Consider the following 16,785-nt stretch of genomic DNA (forward strand, 5'->3'; position numbering starts at 1 on the left):
CCAACGAAAGCACACCATGTTCAACAAGGGACAGCTCGCCGGCCTCATGAAGCAGGCCCAGGCCATGCAGGACAACCTGAAGAAGGCGCAGGATGAGCTCGCCACCATCGAGGTCAGCGGCGAATCCGGCTCCGGCCTCGTGAAGGTCACGATGACCTGCAAGCACGACGTCAAGCGCGTGCAGATCGACCCCAGCCTGCTCGCCGACGACAAGGACATGCTCGAGGACCTGGTGGCCGCCGCCTTCAACGCCGCCGTGCGCAAGGCGGAGGAGACCTCGCAGGAGAAGCTCGGCAAGATCACCGCCGGCCTCCCGCCCGGGATGAAGCTGCCGTTCTGATGCCCTCGGCCCTCGACGCGCTCATCGAAGGGCTGCGCCGCCTGCCCGGCGTGGGCGTCAAGTCGGCGTCGCGCATGGCCTTCCACCTGCTGCAGCACGACCGCACGGGCATGGCGCAGCTGGCGCAGTCGCTCGAGCGCGCGGCCGCCGACATCCGCCACTGCAGCCGCTGCCACACCTTCACCGAAGCGGAGGTGTGTTCCACCTGCCGCGACCCCCAGCGCGACGCCAGCAAGCTGTGCGTGGTGGAAACGCCCGCCGACCAGGCGGCGGTGGAGCGCACGTCGGCCTACAAGGGCTTGTACTTCGTGCTCATGGGCAAGCTGAGCCCGCTCGACGGCGTGGGCCCGAAGGACATCGGCCTGGCCAAGCTCTTCGAACGTGCCGGCGACGGCCTGGTGCAGGAGGTGATCCTGGCAACCAACTTCACGGCCGAAGGCGAAGCCACCGCGCACGTGATCGGCGAGGCGCTGAAAGCCCGCGGGCTGAAGGTCACGCGCCTCGCGCGCGGGGTGCCGGCCGGCAGCGAACTCGAATACGTGGACCTGGGCACCATCGCGCACGCACTGGTCGACCGCAGGTAGAGGAGACGAGGATGCTTCCGCATTTCACCATTGCGTACTGGTGCGTGTTCATCGCGGCGATGCTGCCGTTCGTCTGCGTCGCCCTCGCGAAGGGACCCGGGGTCGGCAAGCCGCGGCGCGAGGGCGGCTTCGACAACGCCGACCCGCGGGCGTGGCTGGCCAGGCAGACCGACTGGCAGGCGCGCGCCAACGCCGCGCAGGCCAACACCTTCGAGGCGCTGCCGTTCTTTATCGGCGCCGTCATCGTGGCGCACCAGCTCAAGGCACCGCAGGGCATCGTCGACATCCTCGCGGTGCTGTTCGTCACGCTGCGCATCGTCTTCGTGGCGATGTACGTGGGCGGCCTGCCGACGGCGCGCTCGGTCATCTGGTTCCTCGCGCTGATCGTCAACATCGCCATCTTCTTCGCCGGATTCCGCTGAAGTTACGTGGAAACCCGCAGGGGATGGTCCCGATGCGGGGCGCTGGGGCGCGAACTACCCTCGAAGAAAACAAGAAGCAGGGTAGCCAGCCATGACCACGGACCTCTCGCGCCGCACCTTCACCGCCGGCGCCGCACTGGCGGCAGCCGCCGTCGCCGCGCCCGCGCTGCGCGCGCAGCCGCGCCCGGAAAAAACCAGGATTTCGCTGGCCGTCGGCGGCAAGGCGGCCTTCTACTACCTTCCGCTGACCATCTCCGAACAGCTGGGCTACTTCAAGGCCGAGGGGCTGGACGTCGAGATCTCCGACTTCGCCGGCGGCGCCAAGGCGCTGCAGGCCCTCATGGGCGGCTCCGCCGACATCGTCAACGGCGCCTACGAGCACACGATCAACATGCAGGCGCGCAACCAGTTCATCCAGGAGTTCGTCCTGATGGGCCGCGCGCCACAGATTTCCATGGGCGTGTCGCCCAAGGCCCTTCCCAACTACCGCGGGCCCGCCGACCTCAAGGGCAAGAAAATCGGCGTCTCGGCGCCGGGCTCGTCGACCAACATGGTGGCCAACCTCGTGCTGTCGCGCGCGGGCGTGAAGGCCAGCGACGTCAGCTTCGTCGGCGTGGGCACGTCCTCTGGCGCGATCGCCGCGATGCGCGCGGGCCAGATCGACGCGATCAGCAACACCGACCCGATCATGACGATGCTCGAGCAGAAGGGCGACGTGAAGATCATCAGCGACACCCGCACGCTCAAGGGCGCGCAGGACGTCTTCGGCGGCACCATGCCGGCGGCGTGCCTGTACACGCGGGCCGACTTCATCAAGGCCAACCCCAACACCTGCCAGGCGCTCGCCAACGCGGTGGTGCGCGGCCTGAAGTGGCTGCAGACCGCGGGCCCCAGCGACATCATCAAGACGGTGCCCGAGACCTACCTGCTCGGCGACCGGGCGCTGTACCTCGCGTCGTTCAACAAGATCCGCGAAGCCATCGCGCTCGACGGCCTGCTGCCCGAGGACGGCCCGAAGACGGCGCTGCGCGCGCTCGCGAGCTTCGAGCCCGAGGTGCAGCCGCAGAAGATCGACCTCGCGAGGACGTACACCAACGACTTCGCCCGCCGCGCCAAGGACAAGTACAAGGCGTGAGGCTGCGCCTCACGCCCCGCGGCGGCATCACGAACCCCCTCACCCCATCCCTCTCCCCCGAGGGGGAGAGGGAGCAGATCATCTAGCGCTATCCTCCGCAACATGCAGGCCGCGCTGGAGTTCAAGGACCTGACCGTCACCTTCCGCTCGCGCGAAGCGGGCGAGCGCTACACCGCTGTCGCCGACACCTCGATGCAGGTGGGCGCCGGGGAATTCGTCTCCGTTGTCGGGCCCACGGGCTGCGGCAAGTCCACCCTCCTGAACATCGCGGCCGGCCTGCTGGCGCCATCGGCCGGCGAGGTGCGCGTCTTCGGCGAACCGCTGCAAGGCCTCAACCGCCGCGCGGGCTACATGTTCCAGACCGAGGCGCTCATGCCCTGGCGCAACGCCATCGAGAACGTGATGGTGGGGCTGGAGTACCACGGCGTCGCGCGCGAGCAGGCGCGCGAACAGGCGCTGGCCTGGCTGGAACGCGTGGGCCTGCGCGACTTCGCCGACCGCTACCCGCACCAGCTCTCGGGCGGCATGCGCAAGCGCACGGCGCTCGCGCAAACGCTCGCGCTGGACCCGGACATCATCCTGATGGATGAGCCGTTCTCGGCGCTCGACATTCAGACGCGCCAGCTCATGGAGAACGAGGTGCTGGCCCTGTGGGCCGCCAAGCGCAAGGCGGTTCTCTTCATCACGCACGACCTCGACGAAGCCATTGCAATGAGCGACCGGGTGGTCGTGCTGTCCGCGGGGCCCGCGACGCGGCCGATCGGCGAATTCGCGATCGACCTGCCGCGCCCGCGCGACGTCGCCGAGGTGCGCGCGCACCCGCGCTTCGTCGAGCTGCACTCGCAGATCTGGGCCGTGCTGCGCGAGGAAGTCCTCAAGGGCTACGCGCAGCAGCTGAAGAAGGCTGCCTGACCATGAGCCTGGCGCCCAACGAGAAGAACCTGCGCGCCTGGCAGGTCGTCGTCTTCGTCGTGCTGCTCCTTCTGTGGCACGCGGTCACGCGCAACGACCAGACGGCCTTCTTCCTCGGCGAGCCGATCAAGGTGGCGGGGCGCATCTGGTCGTGGTTCCTGCCGTTCCCGCTGGAGCCGAACGTGCTGTTCGACGAGGGGCTGCCCGGCCGCGCCGACATCTACGTGCACCTGGGCGTGACGCTGCTCGAGACGGTGCTGGCGTTCGCGATCGGCACGGTGCTGGGGCTGGCCTTCGGCCTGTGGCTGGCGCTGGCGCCGACGGCCAGCGCGATCCTCGATCCCTACATCAAGGCGCTCAACTCGATGCCGCGCGTGATCCTGGCGCCCATCTTCGCGCTGTGGTTCGGCCTTGGCATCTGGAGCAAGGTGGCGCTGGCGGTCACGCTGGTGTTCTTCATCGTCTTCTTCAACGTGTACCAGGGCGTGCGCGAGGTGAGCCCCGTGGTGCTGGCCAACGCGCGCATGCTGGGCGCCAACCACAAGCAGTTGCTGCGCACGGTGTACCTGCCCAGCGCCACGAGCTGGGTGTTCGCCAGCCTGCACAACTCGGTGGGCCTGGCGTTCGTCGGCGCGGTGGTGGGCGAGTACCTTGGCTCGGCGCGCGGCGTCGGCTACCTGATCCTGCAGGCCGAAGGCACGTTCGACGTGAACACGGTGTTCGCGGGGATCGTGGTGCTGACGGCCTTCGCGCTGGTGCTCGATGCGATCGTCGGCCGCATCGAGGCCAGGCTCATGACCTGGCAGCCGCGCCAGGGCGAGACGGAGAAGCTCTAGCGCTTGGCCTTGATGGCCGGCTTCTTCGCGGAGGCCGACTGCTTGCGCGTCGTGCCGCCCTTCTTGCCGCCGGCACGCGGCCCGGTCTTCACCGTCACGTACAGCACGACCTGCTGGCCGGCATTCAGCTCGGTGGTGGGCGACAGGTCGTTCCACTCCGCGACCTGCTTGGCGCTGACCTTGTAGCGGCGCGCCAGGCTGGCGACGGTGTCCTTCTTGCCGGCCTTCACGGTCATCTTGCGCGTGACCGCTTCGGCCTGCAGGTGCAGCTGGCCGCCGTCGGCGATCTCGTCGGGCACGTCGGCCTGCATCTTCGAGGAGCGCGGCACGATCAGCACCGAGCCGGCCTTGATCAGCATGCGCGGCGGGATGGTGTTGACGGCGCGCAGGTCGGCCTCCTGCATGCCGGTGCGCTTGGCGGCCTCGGTGGGGCTCATGTTCGAAGGGACCTTCCAGGCCGTCCAGCTCGCGTACTGGCCGGCCGTGTGGGCCTCGAAGTTGCGCTGGAAGATCGTGGCGTTGTCCCAGGGCAGCAGGATCTGCGGGTTGCCGTTGGCCAGGATGATCGGGCGGTTCATCGAGGGGTTCAGCGCCTTGAAGTCCTCCAGCGGCACGTCGGCCAGCTGCGCGGCCAGCTTGACGTCGAGGTCGCGCGTGATCGTGACGGCCTGGAAGTACGGGTGGTTGCCGATCAGCGGCAGCTCCGCGTTGTACGCGTCGGGGTTGGCGACGATGTTTTTGAGCGCCTGCAGCTTGGGCACGTACCAGCGCGTCTCGTTGGGCATGTTCAGGTCGGGGTACTTCGTGCCCAGGCCCAGCTTCTGGTTGCGCGCGATGGCGCGGCCCACGCTGCCTTCGCCCCAGTTGTACGCGGCCAGCGCCAGGTGCCAGTCGCCGAACATGCCGTAGAGCTTCTGCAGGTAGTCGAGCGCGGCGCGCGTGGAGGCCAGCACGTCGCGCCGGTCGTCGCGGAAGACGTTCTGCTTCAGGTCGAACACCTTGCCGGTGGACGGGATGAACTGCCACATGCCGGCGGCGCGCGCGCTGGAAACGGCCTGCGGGTTGAAGGCGCTCTCGACGAAGGGCAGCAGGGCCAGTTCGGTCGGCATGTCGCGGCGCTCCAGTTCCTCGACGATGTGGAAGAGGTACTTGCGCGAGCGCTCGGTCATGCGGCCGATGTAGTCGGGCCGCTGCAGGTAGAACTGCTCCTGCTGGCGCACGTAGTCGCTCTGCAGGTCATTCATCTTGAACCCGCGGCGCATGCGCTCCCACAGGTCGGCCGGCGGCAGCAGCAGGGTGACCTGGCGCGACGCGGTCTCGACGGGGGCGATGGGCTTGAGGTCGCCGCCGGGGATCACCGCGGCGACGGGTGCGGGCGGCGGGGCGGAGGTGCTGGAGGAGGCCGCGGCGACGCTCTTGTCGTTCTTGGCGGTGTCGCTGACCGGCGCGGGCGACTGCGACGTGGCGCAACCGGCGAGGAAGAGGAGTGCGGCGAGCCCGGCGGGATACAGGTACTTCATTGGAATCCGTTTTTCCATGGCCGGAAGGTGGCGAACACGCTCACTTCATCCGGCGCTGTGGGCCCCGACGAGGGCAGGGTGGGCAGTCCTTGGGCGCGCAGTTCTTCGCAGCGCTGCCGACAATGGATCAGCTGGAGGTTACCCGGTTCCGCGGCCCTTGCGAATTTCAAATTGCTGAGTGTGTATTCATGTGTGCGGCACACCCGCGTGCCGCCCGGCCAAGATGCCAACTTTTCCAGCGATTGGCGCATCCGGGCCGGCGCGGCGTGCCCGGGCAGGTCGATGACTAGAATCGCCCCAAGCTCCAGGCCTTCCCGCTGCAGCGAAGCCTTGACGGGCTGTGCGTCGCCCGCATCCACCAGGGCCCGCTGCCCGTCGTGCAAGAACCACAGGTAGTTGTCCTGGAACGCCGGCAGCGGTGTCAATCTCATGAGTGAGGCGATTATAGGAATGCACGAGTGGTTCGAGACCCCTCCCGGGCGCTACCTCGCCGCCTGGGAAAGGGCCGAATTCGACCGCGCCGTCGGCGACATCTTCGGCTTCCACGCACTCCAGCTCGGCCTTCCCGAATTCGACACGCTGCGCACCAACCGCATGCCGCACCGCTGGCTCGCGCTATCCGAGCCGCCACGGCCGGGCAGCGGCATCAAGCCCGCGCTGGTCACCGATTTCGCCGCGCTGCCCTTCGAGGAGAACAGCCTCGACCTGGTCGTGCTGCCGCACTCGCTGGAACTCAACGCAGATCCGCACGCCACGCTGCGCGAGGTCGAGCGCGTCCTGGTGCCCGAGGGCAAGATCGTCATCTGCTGCCTCAACCCCGCGAGCCTGTGGGGCCTGCGCCAGCGGCGCGCCCACCTGTACCGCAAGCTCGGCTTCGGCGAGCTGTATCTGCCGGCCGAGGGCGAGTTCATCGGCTACTGGCGGCTGCGCGACTGGCTGCGCCTGCTGAGCTTCGAAGTCGAGACGAGCGCCTTCGGCTGCTACCGGCCTTCGTTCATGACCGAACGCTGGCTCGAGCGCTTCGACTGGCTGGACCACGTCGGCGAGCGCTGGTGGCCCATCCTCGGCGCCGTCTACTTCATCGTGGCCGTCAAGCGCGTGCGCGGCATCAAGATGATCGGCCCGGCTTGGAAGCCGAGCCCGGCGATCGCGACCGCGCCGGTGCCGCTCGCGAACCGCGGCCAGCCCACCTACATGGAAGAAGAAGTGACGTGAACGAAGTGGTGATGTACACGGACGGGGCGTGCAAGGGCAACCCCGGCCCCGGCGGATGGGGCGTGCTGATGCAGGCCGGGCCCAACGTGAAGGAGCTGTACGGGGGCGAGCGCGAGACCACCAACAACCGGATGGAGCTGATGGCGGTGATCCAGGGCCTGCAGGCGCTCAAGCGCCCGTGCGCGGTGCAGCTGCACGTGGACAGCCTGTACGTCCTCAAGGGCATGACCGAGTGGCTGCCCGGCTGGAAGGCCAAGGGCTGGCGCACGGCGGCCAAGCAGCCGGTCAAGAACGTGGAGCTGTGGCAGCGCCTGGACGAACTCGTCGCCGGTTCGGGCCACGCGATCGACTGGCGCTGGGTGCGCGGGCACGACGGCGACCCGGGGAACGAGCGGGCCGACGAGCTGGCCAATTTCGGCGTGGAAGTGGCCCTGGGCCGCAGGCCGCCGCCGGCCGTGTAAAGCGGGCGTAAAAGCGCTTCTTTTGGCATGCCCGCGCGGTCCGGTGCGGGCTCGCAGCAATGCGGCGTTAGCATGCTGCTGATACATTGCTGGGCAGAGCGCGCGCCCTGCGCGAGCCCCGCAATTCCATGCCATCCAGGACCACCTACACCCTCATCGCCGCGGCCGGCATCGCGGTTGCATCCCTTGCCGCCTGGTGGCTGCAAAGGCCTTCCAGCGCTTCGACGCAAGCGGCGTCCGCCACGGCAGCCCCGCAGGGACAAGGCGCGGCACGCCCCCCCACGGTCGAGATCGCGCGCGTGGAGGTCATGCGCCTGGCCGACGACACGCAGGCCGTGGGCAGCCTGCGTTCGCGCCAGAGCGTGATGTTGAAGCCGGAGGTGAGCGGGCGCGTCACGCGCATCAACTTCCGCGACGGCGAACGGGTGCGCCGCGGGCAGGTGCTCGTGCAGCTGGACGACCAGCTCGTCGCCGCCCAGACCCAGCAGGCGCAAGCCGAGCTCTCGATCGCCCGCGCCAACCACAAGCGCAACCAGGAGCTGGTGGCGCAGAACTTCATCAGCCAGCGTTCGGTCGACGAAAGCTCGGCCAACCTCAAGGTGGCCGAGGCCAAGCTCGCGCTCGCGGCAGCGAACGCCGCGCGCATGCGCCTCGTCGCGCCGTTCGACGGCATCGCGGGCATCCGCAGCATCAGCGTGGGCGACTACCTCAAGGACGGCGCCGACATCGTGAACATCGAGGACCTCGATGCGATCTTCGTCGACTTCCGGCTGCCCGAGCGCTTCCAGACCAAGGTCCAGCGCGGCCAGCGCGCCAGCGTCGAAGTCGACGCATTGCCAGGGCGCAGGTTCTCCGCGCTCGTCCAGGCCGTCGACCCGGCGGTGGACGCCAATGGCCGCTCGCTGGGCATCCGCGCCTGCATCGACAACCGCCAGATGCAACTGCGCCCCGGCATGTTCGCCCGCGTGACGGCGGTGTTCGGCCAGCGCGAGAACGCCCGCGTCATCCCGGAAGAAGCGCTGGTCCCGCAAGCCGGGCGGCAGTTCGTCTACCGCCTTGCCGACGGCCCGGATCAGGACACCAAGATCGCGCAGCGCGTGGAGGTGAAGCTCGGCCTGCGCCTGCCCGGCCGCGTCGAGATCCTCGAGGGCCTGCAGCCCGGCGACGTCGTGATCAGCGCGGGCCAGCAGCGCGTGCAAAAGGACGGCATGCCGGTGCGCGCGACCGACCTGCGCGCAGGCGAAAGCGCCCGCTCCGCCGCATCGCGCCCCGCGGCTGCCGCCGCTTCGGCTGCTTCCGCGCCCGCGCAGCAGGCGCAGGCCCCTGCGGCGGGCGACCCCTGCGCGATGAGCGCGCCCGCGGCCGCGCCCGAGGCCCGGCGGGCCGCGCGCCGCGCCTGACAGGCACGCGATGCAACTGCCCGAGATCTCGATCCGCCGCCCGGTCTTCGCGACGGTGCTGTCGCTGCTGGTGCTGCTCGTCGGCATCGTGAGCTTCACGCGCCTGTCGGTGCGCGAGTACCCCAAGATCGACGAGCCGGTCGTGACCGTCACCGTCACGTACAAGGGCGCGTCGCCCGAGGTGATGGAGTCGCAGGTCAGCAAGCCGCTGGAGGATTCGATCGCGGGCATCGACGCCGTCGACGTCATCACGTCGATCAGCCGCGCCGAGCAGACGCAGATCACCGTGCGCTTCCGCCTCGAAAAGGACGCGGACGCCGCCGCCGCGGAAGTCCGCGACCGGACCTCGCGCGTGCGCAACAAGCTGCCCCAGAGCATCGACGAGCCCGTGATCGCGAAAGTGGAAGCCGACGCCTTCCCCGTGATCTGGCTGGCCTTCACGAGCGATACGCTCAACCCGCTGCAGATCAACGACCTGGTCAACCGCATCGTCAAGCCGCGCCTGCAGACGGTGACCGGCGTGGCCGACGTGCGCATCTACGGCGAGCGCAAGTACGCCATGCGCATCTGGCTCGACCCGGACAAGCTCGCGGGATACCGGCTCACCACGCAGGACATCGAGGACGCCGTCAAGCGCAGCAACCTCGAGGTGCCCGCCGGCCGCATCGAGTCGCAGCAGCGCGAGTTCAGCGTCACCTCGCAGACCGACCTGGTCCGCGCGTCGCAGTTCGGCGAGATCGTCGTGAAGAGCGTCAACGGCTTCCCGGTGAAGATGCGCGACGTCGCCCGCGTGGAGGAGGCGGCGGCGGACGAGCGCAGCGCCGTGCGCCTGAACGGCCGCTACGCGATCTCGGCCGGCGTGATCCGCCAGGCCACCGCGAACCCGCTCACGCTGTCGCAGGGCGTGCGCGAGATGATCCCGCGCCTGAAGCAGGACCTGCCGGCGGACATCAACGTCGAGATCGCCAACGACAATTCGCTGTTCATCGACCGCTCGGTGAAGAACGTGTACCACACGATCGGCGAGGCCATCCTGCTGGTGGCGCTGGTGATCTTCGTCTTCCTGCGCACGGTGCGCGCCTCGATCATCCCGCTGGTGACCATCCCGGTGAGCCTCATCGGCGCCTTCGCGATGATGGCGCTCTTCGGATTCACTATCAACACGCTCACCCTGCTGGCGCTGGTGCTGGCGATCGGCCTGGTGGTGGACGACGCCATCGTGATGCTGGAGAACATCTTCCGGCACATCGAGGAGGGCATGGACCCGTTCTCGGCCGCGATCAAGGGCGCGCGCGAAATCGGTTTCGCGGTCGTCTCGATGACGCTGACGCTGGTGGCGGTGTACGCCCCGCTGGCTTTCACGCCCGGGCGCACGGGGCGCCTGTTCGTCGAATTCGCGCTGGCGCTCGCGGGCTCCGTGCTGGTGTCGGGCTTCGTCGCCCTGACGCTCACGCCGATGATGTGCTCCAAGCTGCTGCGCCACAACCCGAAGCCGAGCTGGTTCGACGTGCACATGGAGCGGTGGCTGACCGCGCTGACCGACCGCTATGCCCGCGCGCTGCGCTGGGTCCTGCTGGCGCGGGCACCGGCCGAGCCCGGCACGTGGCGCGGGCGGCTGCTGCAGGCGCGGTGGATCGTGATCGGCATCATGGCGACCAGCGCGCTGGCGATCGGGATCGTCTGGCCCTCGATGAAGTCGGAGCTCTCGCCGCTGGAAGACCGGGGCGTGATCCTCGCGAACATCAACGCACCCGACGGCGCGACGCTGGAGTACACCAACCGCTACGCCAACGTCCTCGAGCAGCTGGGGCAGCAGTACAAGGAGTTCGACCGCATCTTCGCGAACATCGGCAACCCGACGGTGTCCCAGGGCAGCGTCGTGTACCGCGCGGTCGACTGGGAGAACCGCACGCGCACCACGCTGGAGATCGCCCGCGAGATGACGCCGAAGTTCAACGCGATGCCCGGCGTGAGCGCGTTCCCGATCACGCCGCCGTCGCTCGGCCAGGGCTTCCGCGAGCGTCCGCTCAACTTCGTGATCCAGACTTCCGACAGCTACGAGAACCTCAACCGCATCACGCGCCAGATCCTGGACGAGATGGCGAAGAACCCGGGCCTCATGGGCGTCGACGTGGACCTGCGCCTGAACAAGCCCGAGCTGAAGATCGTCGTGGACCGCGAGAAGGCCGCGGACATGGGCGTGAGCGTCGAGGTCGTGGCGCGCGCGGTCGAGACCGCGCTCGGCGGCCGGCAGGTCACGCGCTACAAGCGCGACGCGGAGCAGTACGACGTGATCATCCAGAACCGCGCCAGCGGCCGCACGACGCCGGAGGACATCGACTCACTGTACGTGCGCGGGCGCAACGACACGATGATCCCGCTGTCGGCGCTGGTGAAAGTGAACGAGAGCGTGAGCCCGCGGGAGCTGAACCACTTCGGGCAGCGCCGCTCGGTGTCCATCACGGCCAACCTCGCGTCCGACTATTCGCTCGGGCAGGCCTTGCAATTCATGGACCAGACGGCCGCCCGGGTGCTCAAGCCCGGCTACACGACGGACCTGAACGGCACGTCGCGCGAGTTCCGCAGCTCGCAGGGCGCGCTGGCCATCGTGTTCGTGCTGGCGCTGCTGTTCATCTTCCTCGTGCTCGCGGCGCAGTTCGAGAGCTTCGTCGACCCGTTCGTGATCATGCTGTCGGTGCCGCTGTCGATGATCGGCGCCCTGCTGGCGCTGAAGTGGTCCGGCGGCTCGCTGAACGTGTACTCGCAGATCGGCCTGATCACGCTGGTGGGCCTCATCACGAAGCACGGCATCCTGATCGTGGAGTTCTCCAACCAGCTGCGGGAGCAGGGGATGGACATGGTCGAGGCGGTGGTGAAAGCCGCTTCGCAGCGCCTGCGCCCGATCCTGATGACCACCGGCGCCATGGTGCTGGGCGCATTGCCCCTGGCCACCGCCACCGGCGCGGGCGCCGAAAGCCGCGTCCAGATCGGCTGGGTCATCGTGGGCGGGATGTCGCTGGGCACCATGCTCACGATCTTCGTCGTGCCGACGATGTACCTGCTCTTCGCGCGCCGGCGCGTGCCCGGCGCGATCAGGTCGGAGATCGACGAGGAAGCGCACCCGCACGTCGACTTGGTCGCCAAGGAGCGTGCGGCGCAATAATGCGCCGATGCCCAGGGTCGAATTCGCACCGGCGCTGACGCGCCACGTGGCCTGCCCGCCGCAGGACGTGCCGGCGGCGACCCTGCGCGCGGCGCTGGCCCAGGCCTTCGCGGCCGCGCCCGCGATGCGCCACTACGTGCTTGACGAGCAGGGTGCGGTACGCAAGCATGTCGCGGTTTTCGTCAATGCGCGCATGGTGACCGACCGCGTGAACCTCGACGTGCCGCTTTCCGCGGGCGACAAGGTCATGGTCATTCAAGCGCTCACCGGAGGGTGATCACATGGCAGCTCCCACGATCTGGGTCGGAACGCGCAAGGGCCTCTTCGCCGTACGCAAGGGCGCGTCGGGCTGGTCCCTCGGCGCGCCGCGCTTCCCGGGCGAGCCGGTGTCGCAGTTCGCGCGCGATGCGAAGACGGGCGACTGCTACGCGGCGCTGCGCCTCGGGCACTTCGGCGTGAAGGTGTGGAAGGGCACGGACGGCGGCGAATGGAAAGAGGCCGCGGCGCCCGCATTCCCGGCCAAGCCCACGGAAGGCGAATGGAAGGACGACGCCACGCCGTGGACGGTCGACATGGTGTGGGGCCTGCACGCGCAAGGGGGCACGCTGTGGGCCGGCTGCCTGCCGGCGGGCCTGTTCAAGTCCACCGACGGCGGCGCTTCGTGGCAATTGCAGGAGAGCCTGTGGCTGCGGCCCGAGCGCAAGGAGTGGTTCGGCGGCGGCTACGACCACGCGGGCATCCACTCGATCGCGGTGGACCCGCGCGATGCCGAGCACGTGACCATCGCCATCTCGTGCGGCGGCGTGTGGCAGACGCGCGATGGCGGCAAGACGTGGGCGAATACCTCGAAGGGAATGGTCGCGACCTTCATGCCGCCGGAGCGCCAGGAAGACCCGAACATCCAGGACGTGCACCGCATGGTGCAGTGCGCCGGCAAGCCCGACGTGCTGTGGGCCCAGAACCACTTCGGCATCTACCGCTCCACCGATGGCGGCATGCAGTGGTCGCGCATCCCGCCGCCGCAGCCGACGGACTTCGGTTTCGCGGTCGCCGTGCATCCGCGCGACGCGGACACGGCCTGGTTCGTGCCGGCGCATTCCGACCAGCAGCGCATGCCGGCGGACGGCCGCATGGTCGCCACGCGCACGCGTGACGGCGGCGCCTCCTTCGAGGCGATCGGCAAGGGGCTGCCCGAGCGCGACGCCTACCACCTCGTCTACCGCCATGCGCTGGCGGTGGGCGAGGACGGGGCGACGCTCGCGATGGGCTCGACGACCGGCGGCCTGTGGGTCAGCGAAGACGCGGGCGCTTCATGGCACTGCGTCTCGCGCGACCTGCCGCCGATCGCCTGCGTGCAAGTCGCTTAGGACTTCGCCTTCTTGGCGGCCTTGGCGTCGGCTTCGGCGCGCTTCACGTCGGCCAGCGCCTTCTCGTGCGCGGCCTTGGCGTCCTTCTTGCACGCCGTCTCTTCCTTGCCCTTCAGGGGCTTGCACTTGGCCTTGGCGGCCTTGTAGTCGCCGTCGGCCTGCTTCTTCATGGCCTTGGCGTCGGCCTTGGCTTCGGCGGCGGCGGAAGGCGCGGTCGACGTCATGGGCGCGGCGGGCGCCGAAGCGCTGCGGGTGGCCGGGGCGGTGGTCTGGGCGAAAGCCGAGGCGGAGAAGCCGAGGCACAGCGCTGCGGCGAGGGCGATGATGTTCTTCATGTCGTGTTTCCTGTGAAAAGAGGACCGGCGAACCCGGCCCACTTAGGAAACGTCCTGGGGCGTCCTTCGGTTGTAGGACGAAACCGATAGATCAGATCGCGCCGTCGAAGACCAGCACATCCACGGCGTCGCCAGCCGCGACGTTGCCTTGCGCGTGATGCAGCACGATCAGCCCGTTGGCCTGCACCATCGAGCTGAGTACGCCCGAGCCCTGGTTGCCCGTGGTGCGTACCTCGAGCTGTCCATCCTTGCCCGTGCTCACGATGCCGCGCTGGTATTCGGTGCGGCCGGGCTTCTTGCGCATCGCCTCGGCGCTGCGCGCGCGCAGGTACGGCTGGGCTGGCGCGGCCGCGCCCATCATCTTCAAGAGCGCCGGCCGCACGAAGGCGAGGAAGGTCACCATCACGGCCACCGGATTGCCGGGCAGGCCGAACAGCACGGATGAGCCGATGCGCCCCACCGCCATCGGCCGGCCGGGGCGCATGGCGATGCGCCAGAAGGCGACGTCGCCCAGCTTCGCCATCATCGCCTTCGTGTAGTCGGCCTCGCCCACGCTCACGCCGCCGCTCGTGATGATCGCGTCCGCCTTTGCGGCGGCCTCGCGAAACGCGGCCTCCAGCAAGGCGGGCTCGTCGCGCACCACGCCCATGTCGATCACCTCGCAACCCAGGCGCGTGAGCAGGCCGTGCACGGTGTAGCGGTTGCTGTCGTACACCGCGCCTTCGCGTGGCGCCTCGCCCAGGCTCAGGATCTCGTCGCCGGTGGAGAAGTAGGCGACGCGCAGCTTGCGGAACACCGGCACCCGCGCCAGGCCCAGGCTCGCGACCAGGCCGCAGGCCGCGGGCCCCAGGCGCGTGCCGGCGGCCAGCGCCGGCTTGCCTTCCTGCAGATCCTCGCCCTTCAGGCGCCGGTTGTCGCCGCGGCGCAGGGTGTCGGCGGGGAAGGTCACGCGCTTGTCGTCCTGCGCCTGCGTGAACTCCTGCGGCACCACGGTGTCCAGCCCCGCGGGCATGATCGCGCCGGTCATGATCTTCACGCCCTGGCCGGGGCCCACGGTGCCTTGCCAGGCCTTGCCGGCGAAGGCCGTGCCGATGACGTCCAGCGCAATGGTGCCGCCCGCTGCGAGCAGCGCGCCATCGAAAGCGAAGCCATCCATCGCCGAGTTGTCGTGCGGCGGCACGGAGATGGGCGACACGATGTCGCGCGCCACCACGCGCCCCAGCGCTTCCATCACCGGCACGTCCTCGGTTTCGCGCACGGGCTCGACGAGCCGCGCGAGGAAGTCGTTCACCGCATCGGCGCTCAGCGCCTTCGGGTCGTAGCCTTGCAGCTGCGCCGCGATCTCGGCCAGGCTCTTCATGGTTTCTCGAGCTGGTGCAGCTCGGCGAGCGTGTTGGCGTTGAAGAAGGCGCGCGGCGGGTCGGCCGGCCTGTCGAAGGGCACGACCACGGTCTTGTGCCGCGCCGTCCAGGCGTCGATCTTGCGGCCGCCCTCGTTCATGAACACCACCAGGCTTTCCAGCAGGCCCACCCGCAGCAGCGAGAACACCGGCTGCGTGCGCAGCTGGCCGTCCTCCTCGCGCGCGGCGGCCATGGCGATGTCGGCGTCCTGTGCACTCGCCGCAGCCGAGAGCCGCTCGACAAGGTCCAGCGGGAACAAAGGTGTGTCGCACGGCACCGTGACGAGCCACGAGCTTTCGCAGCGCTCCAGCGCCGTGAGGAAGCCCGCGAGCGGGCCGGCGAAATCGGGAATCACGTCGGGCCACACCGGCACGCCGAACGATTCGTAGGCGGAGAGGTTGCGGTTGGCGTTGATGAGGACCTGCCCGACCTGCGGCTGCAGGCGCATCAGCGTCGCCAGCGCCAGCGGCATGCCGTTGAAGTTCTGCAGCCCCTTGTCGACGCCGCCCATGCGCGAGCCGCGGCCGCCCGCGAGGATGACGCCGGTGACTTCGCTGGGGTCGATCATCCGCCGATGTAGCTCATCTCGACGCGCCGCTGGCCCGCGCGCGCGTCGGGCGGCAGGCTGGCTCGCAACTGCGAGTAGCGGTCCTCGCGGCCTTGCCAGACATGGCCGATGGCCGAAGCGATGTCGGCGTCGCTCGCGCCGCCGCGGATGAGCGATCGCAGGTCGTGGCCCTGCGTCGCGAAGAGGCACGTGTAGACCTGGCCTTCGGTGGACAGGCGCGCGCGGTTGCAGTCGCCGCAGAAAGCCTGCGTGACGCTGCTGATCACGCCGATCTCGCCTTTGCCGTCGGCGTAGCCCCAGCGCTGCGCCGTCTCGCCCGGGGCGGCGGCTTCCAGCGGCACGAGCGGCAGCTCGCGGCGGATCGTCTCGATCACTTCCGCGGAAGGCACGACCTCGTCCATGCGCCAGCCGTTGGTGGCGCCCACGTCCATGTATTCGATGAAGCGCAGCACGATGCCCGAGCCCTTGAAGTGGCGGGCCATGGGCAGGATCTCGTGCTCGTTGGTGCCGCGCTTGACCACCATGTTGACCTTGATGGGGCCCAAGCCTGCTTCGCGCGCGGCGTCGATGCCGGCCAGCACCTCGGCGACGGGGAAGTCCACGTCGTTCATGCGGCGGAAGACGGCGTCGTCCAGGCCGTCGAGGCTGACCGTCACGCGGTGCAGGCCCGCGGCCTTCAGCGCCTTGGCCTTGCGCGCGAGCAGCGAGCCGTTGGTGGTGAGCGTCAGGTCCAGCGGCGTGCCGTCCGGCGTGCGCAGCTGCGCCAGCTGCGCGATGAGGATCTCGATGTTCTTGCGCAGCAGCGGCTCGCCGCCCGTCAGCCGCACCTTGTGCACGCCGTGCGCCACGAACAGGCGCGCGACGCGCGTGATCTCCTCGAAGGTGAGCAGGTCGCCATGCGGCAGGTAGGTGTAGTCCTTGTCGAAGACTTCCTTGGGCATGCAGTAGCTGCAGCGGAAGTTGCAGCGGTCGGTCACGCTGATGCGCAGGTCGCGCAGGGGCCGGCCCAGCGCGTCGGCCAGCAGGCCGCTGGGCGCGATGGCGTGCGCGGGCACGGTCGCCGCCCGTGCGGCGGCGCGCTGGTCCACCAGGGGGATCACGCGTTCGGCCATGCCCCGATTGTCCCA

Annotated in this window: 18 protein-coding genes; 12 read left to right on the top strand and 6 right to left on the bottom strand. The window is 69.1% G+C overall.

Annotated elements, in window-relative coordinates; all coding sequences use genetic code 11:
- Positions 1–16: 16 nt before the first annotated feature.
- The 6 genes from WG903_RS12060 (at position 17) to WG903_RS12085 (ending at position 4,229) form a co-directional block, all read left to right on the top strand.
- Complete coding sequence (locus tag WG903_RS12060; RefSeq protein WP_340075611.1) at positions 17–340, top strand: YbaB/EbfC family nucleoid-associated protein; 324 nt, start codon at positions 17–19, stop codon at positions 338–340.
- Positions 340–924, top strand: coding sequence for a recombination mediator RecR (recR, locus tag WG903_RS12065; protein WP_340075613.1), 585 nt, complete (start codon positions 340–342; stop codon positions 922–924). Before WG903_RS12060 ends, recR begins: the two co-directional genes overlap by 1 nt.
- Before the next feature lie 11 nt (positions 925–935).
- The gene (locus WG903_RS12070) at positions 936–1,346 is read left to right on the top strand and encodes an MAPEG family protein (RefSeq protein ID WP_340075615.1); all 411 of its coding nucleotides are present in this window, start codon (positions 936–938) and stop codon (positions 1,344–1,346) included.
- A 91-nt stretch (positions 1,347–1,437) separates the two neighbouring features.
- Positions 1,438–2,481 (top strand): ABC transporter substrate-binding protein, encoded by a 1,044-nt coding sequence (locus tag WG903_RS12075; RefSeq protein ID WP_340075617.1) that lies wholly within the window; start codon positions 1,438–1,440, stop codon positions 2,479–2,481.
- 102 nt (positions 2,482–2,583) lie between these two features.
- Positions 2,584–3,393: an ABC transporter ATP-binding protein gene (locus tag WG903_RS12080; protein ID WP_340075619.1), complete on the top strand. Its 810-nt coding sequence runs from the start codon at positions 2,584–2,586 to the stop codon at positions 3,391–3,393.
- A gap of 2 nt (positions 3,394–3,395) precedes the next feature.
- Entirely contained in the window at positions 3,396–4,229 is an 834-nt protein-coding gene (locus tag WG903_RS12085; protein WP_445263598.1) for an ABC transporter permease, read from the top strand.
- Here WG903_RS12085 and WG903_RS12090 read toward each other — a convergent pair.
- Both WG903_RS12090 and WG903_RS12095 read right to left on the bottom strand, forming a co-directional pair.
- Complete coding sequence (locus tag WG903_RS12090) at positions 4,226–5,749, bottom strand: transglycosylase SLT domain-containing protein (protein WP_340075622.1); 1,524 nt, start codon at positions 5,747–5,749, stop codon at positions 4,226–4,228. The genes WG903_RS12085 and WG903_RS12090 overlap by 4 nt on opposite strands.
- Complete coding sequence (locus WG903_RS12095; RefSeq protein ID WP_340075624.1) at positions 5,746–6,180, bottom strand: hydroxyacylglutathione hydrolase C-terminal domain-containing protein; 435 nt, start codon at positions 6,178–6,180, stop codon at positions 5,746–5,748. The genes WG903_RS12090 and WG903_RS12095 overlap by 4 nt, the downstream gene beginning before the upstream one ends.
- A gap of 19 nt (positions 6,181–6,199) precedes the next feature.
- Between WG903_RS12095 and WG903_RS12100 the strand changes: the two genes are divergently transcribed.
- The 6 genes from WG903_RS12100 to WG903_RS12125 all read left to right on the top strand — a co-directional run bounded on the left by WG903_RS12100 (position 6,200) and on the right by WG903_RS12125 (position 13,355).
- Positions 6,200–6,964 carry a class I SAM-dependent methyltransferase gene (locus WG903_RS12100; protein ID WP_340075626.1) on the top strand — a complete coding sequence of 255 codons (765 nt, stop codon included), beginning with the start codon at positions 6,200–6,202 and terminating at the stop codon, positions 6,962–6,964.
- The gene (gene rnhA, locus WG903_RS12105; RefSeq protein ID WP_340075628.1) at positions 6,961–7,425 is read left to right on the top strand and encodes a ribonuclease HI; all 465 of its coding nucleotides are present in this window, start codon (positions 6,961–6,963) and stop codon (positions 7,423–7,425) included. The genes WG903_RS12100 and rnhA overlap by 4 nt, the downstream gene beginning before the upstream one ends.
- Before the next feature lie 128 nt (positions 7,426–7,553).
- Entirely contained in the window at positions 7,554–8,825 is a 1,272-nt protein-coding gene (locus WG903_RS12110; protein ID WP_340075630.1) for an efflux RND transporter periplasmic adaptor subunit, read from the top strand.
- 10 nt (positions 8,826–8,835) lie between these two features.
- Positions 8,836–11,988, top strand: a complete 3,153-nt coding sequence (locus WG903_RS12115) for an efflux RND transporter permease subunit (RefSeq protein WP_340075632.1) — start codon at positions 8,836–8,838, stop codon at positions 11,986–11,988.
- 7 nt (positions 11,989–11,995) lie between these two features.
- On the top strand, positions 11,996–12,265 hold the full coding sequence (locus WG903_RS12120; protein WP_340075634.1) for a MoaD/ThiS family protein: 270 nt from the start codon (positions 11,996–11,998) through the stop codon (positions 12,263–12,265).
- Between the two features lie 4 nt (positions 12,266–12,269).
- A complete protein-coding gene (locus WG903_RS12125) occupies positions 12,270–13,355 on the top strand; it encodes a WD40/YVTN/BNR-like repeat-containing protein (RefSeq protein WP_340075636.1) in 1,086 nt (361 codons plus the stop codon).
- Here the strand turns inward: WG903_RS12125 and WG903_RS12130 are convergent.
- The 4 genes from WG903_RS12130 to moaA all read right to left on the bottom strand — a co-directional run bounded on the left by WG903_RS12130 (position 13,352) and on the right by moaA (position 16,770).
- Positions 13,352–13,690 carry a hypothetical protein gene (locus WG903_RS12130; protein ID WP_340075638.1) on the bottom strand — a complete coding sequence of 113 codons (339 nt, stop codon included), beginning with the start codon at positions 13,688–13,690 and terminating at the stop codon, positions 13,352–13,354. The genes WG903_RS12125 and WG903_RS12130 overlap by 4 nt on opposite strands.
- 91 nt (positions 13,691–13,781) lie before the next feature.
- Positions 13,782–15,050 (bottom strand): molybdopterin molybdotransferase MoeA, encoded by a 1,269-nt coding sequence (gene moeA / locus WG903_RS12135; protein WP_340075640.1) that lies wholly within the window; start codon positions 15,048–15,050, stop codon positions 13,782–13,784.
- Positions 15,047–15,658, bottom strand: a complete 612-nt coding sequence (gene mobA / locus WG903_RS12140) for a molybdenum cofactor guanylyltransferase MobA (RefSeq protein WP_340075642.1) — start codon at positions 15,656–15,658, stop codon at positions 15,047–15,049. Before mobA ends, moeA begins: the two co-directional genes overlap by 4 nt.
- The gene (moaA, locus tag WG903_RS12145; RefSeq protein WP_340075644.1) at positions 15,655–16,770 is read right to left on the bottom strand and encodes a GTP 3',8-cyclase MoaA; all 1,116 of its coding nucleotides are present in this window, start codon (positions 16,768–16,770) and stop codon (positions 15,655–15,657) included. The genes mobA and moaA overlap by 4 nt, the downstream gene beginning before the upstream one ends.
- Positions 16,771–16,785: the final 15 nt, after the last annotated feature.

The sequence above is a fragment of the Ramlibacter sp. PS4R-6 genome, from assembly GCF_037572775.1.
GTDB lineage: Bacteria > Pseudomonadota > Gammaproteobacteria > Burkholderiales > Burkholderiaceae_C > Ramlibacter.

Excerpts from the sequence above, each read along its gene's own strand:
- WG903_RS12060 (WP_340075611.1), top strand. The coding sequence starts at position 17 with ATGTTCAACAAGGGACAGCTCGCCGGCCTCATGAAGCAGGCCCAGGCC.
- recR (WP_340075613.1), top strand. The coding sequence starts at position 340 with ATGCCCTCGGCCCTCGACGCGCTCATCGAAGGGCTGCGCCGCCTGCCC.
- WG903_RS12070 (WP_340075615.1), top strand. The coding sequence starts at position 936 with ATGCTTCCGCATTTCACCATTGCGTACTGGTGCGTGTTCATCGCGGCG.
- WG903_RS12075 (WP_340075617.1), top strand. The coding sequence starts at position 1,438 with ATGACCACGGACCTCTCGCGCCGCACCTTCACCGCCGGCGCCGCACTG.
- WG903_RS12080 (WP_340075619.1), top strand. The coding sequence starts at position 2,584 with ATGCAGGCCGCGCTGGAGTTCAAGGACCTGACCGTCACCTTCCGCTCG.
- WG903_RS12085 (WP_445263598.1), top strand. The coding sequence starts at position 3,396 with ATGAGCCTGGCGCCCAACGAGAAGAACCTGCGCGCCTGGCAGGTCGTC.
- WG903_RS12090 (WP_340075622.1), bottom strand. The coding sequence starts at position 5,749 with ATGAAGTACCTGTATCCCGCCGGGCTCGCCGCACTCCTCTTCCTCGCC.
- WG903_RS12095 (WP_340075624.1), bottom strand. The coding sequence starts at position 6,180 with ATGAGATTGACACCGCTGCCGGCGTTCCAGGACAACTACCTGTGGTTC.
- WG903_RS12100 (WP_340075626.1), top strand. The coding sequence starts at position 6,200 with ATGCACGAGTGGTTCGAGACCCCTCCCGGGCGCTACCTCGCCGCCTGG.
- WG903_RS12110 (WP_340075630.1), top strand. The coding sequence starts at position 7,554 with ATGCCATCCAGGACCACCTACACCCTCATCGCCGCGGCCGGCATCGCG.
- WG903_RS12115 (WP_340075632.1), top strand. The coding sequence starts at position 8,836 with ATGCAACTGCCCGAGATCTCGATCCGCCGCCCGGTCTTCGCGACGGTG.
- WG903_RS12120 (WP_340075634.1), top strand. The coding sequence starts at position 11,996 with ATGCCCAGGGTCGAATTCGCACCGGCGCTGACGCGCCACGTGGCCTGC.
- WG903_RS12125 (WP_340075636.1), top strand. The coding sequence starts at position 12,270 with ATGGCAGCTCCCACGATCTGGGTCGGAACGCGCAAGGGCCTCTTCGCC.
- WG903_RS12130 (WP_340075638.1), bottom strand. The coding sequence starts at position 13,690 with ATGAAGAACATCATCGCCCTCGCCGCAGCGCTGTGCCTCGGCTTCTCC.
- moeA (WP_340075640.1), bottom strand. The coding sequence starts at position 15,050 with ATGAAGAGCCTGGCCGAGATCGCGGCGCAGCTGCAAGGCTACGACCCG.
- mobA (WP_340075642.1), bottom strand. The coding sequence starts at position 15,658 with ATGATCGACCCCAGCGAAGTCACCGGCGTCATCCTCGCGGGCGGCCGC.
- moaA (WP_340075644.1), bottom strand. The coding sequence starts at position 16,770 with ATGGCCGAACGCGTGATCCCCCTGGTGGACCAGCGCGCCGCCGCACGG.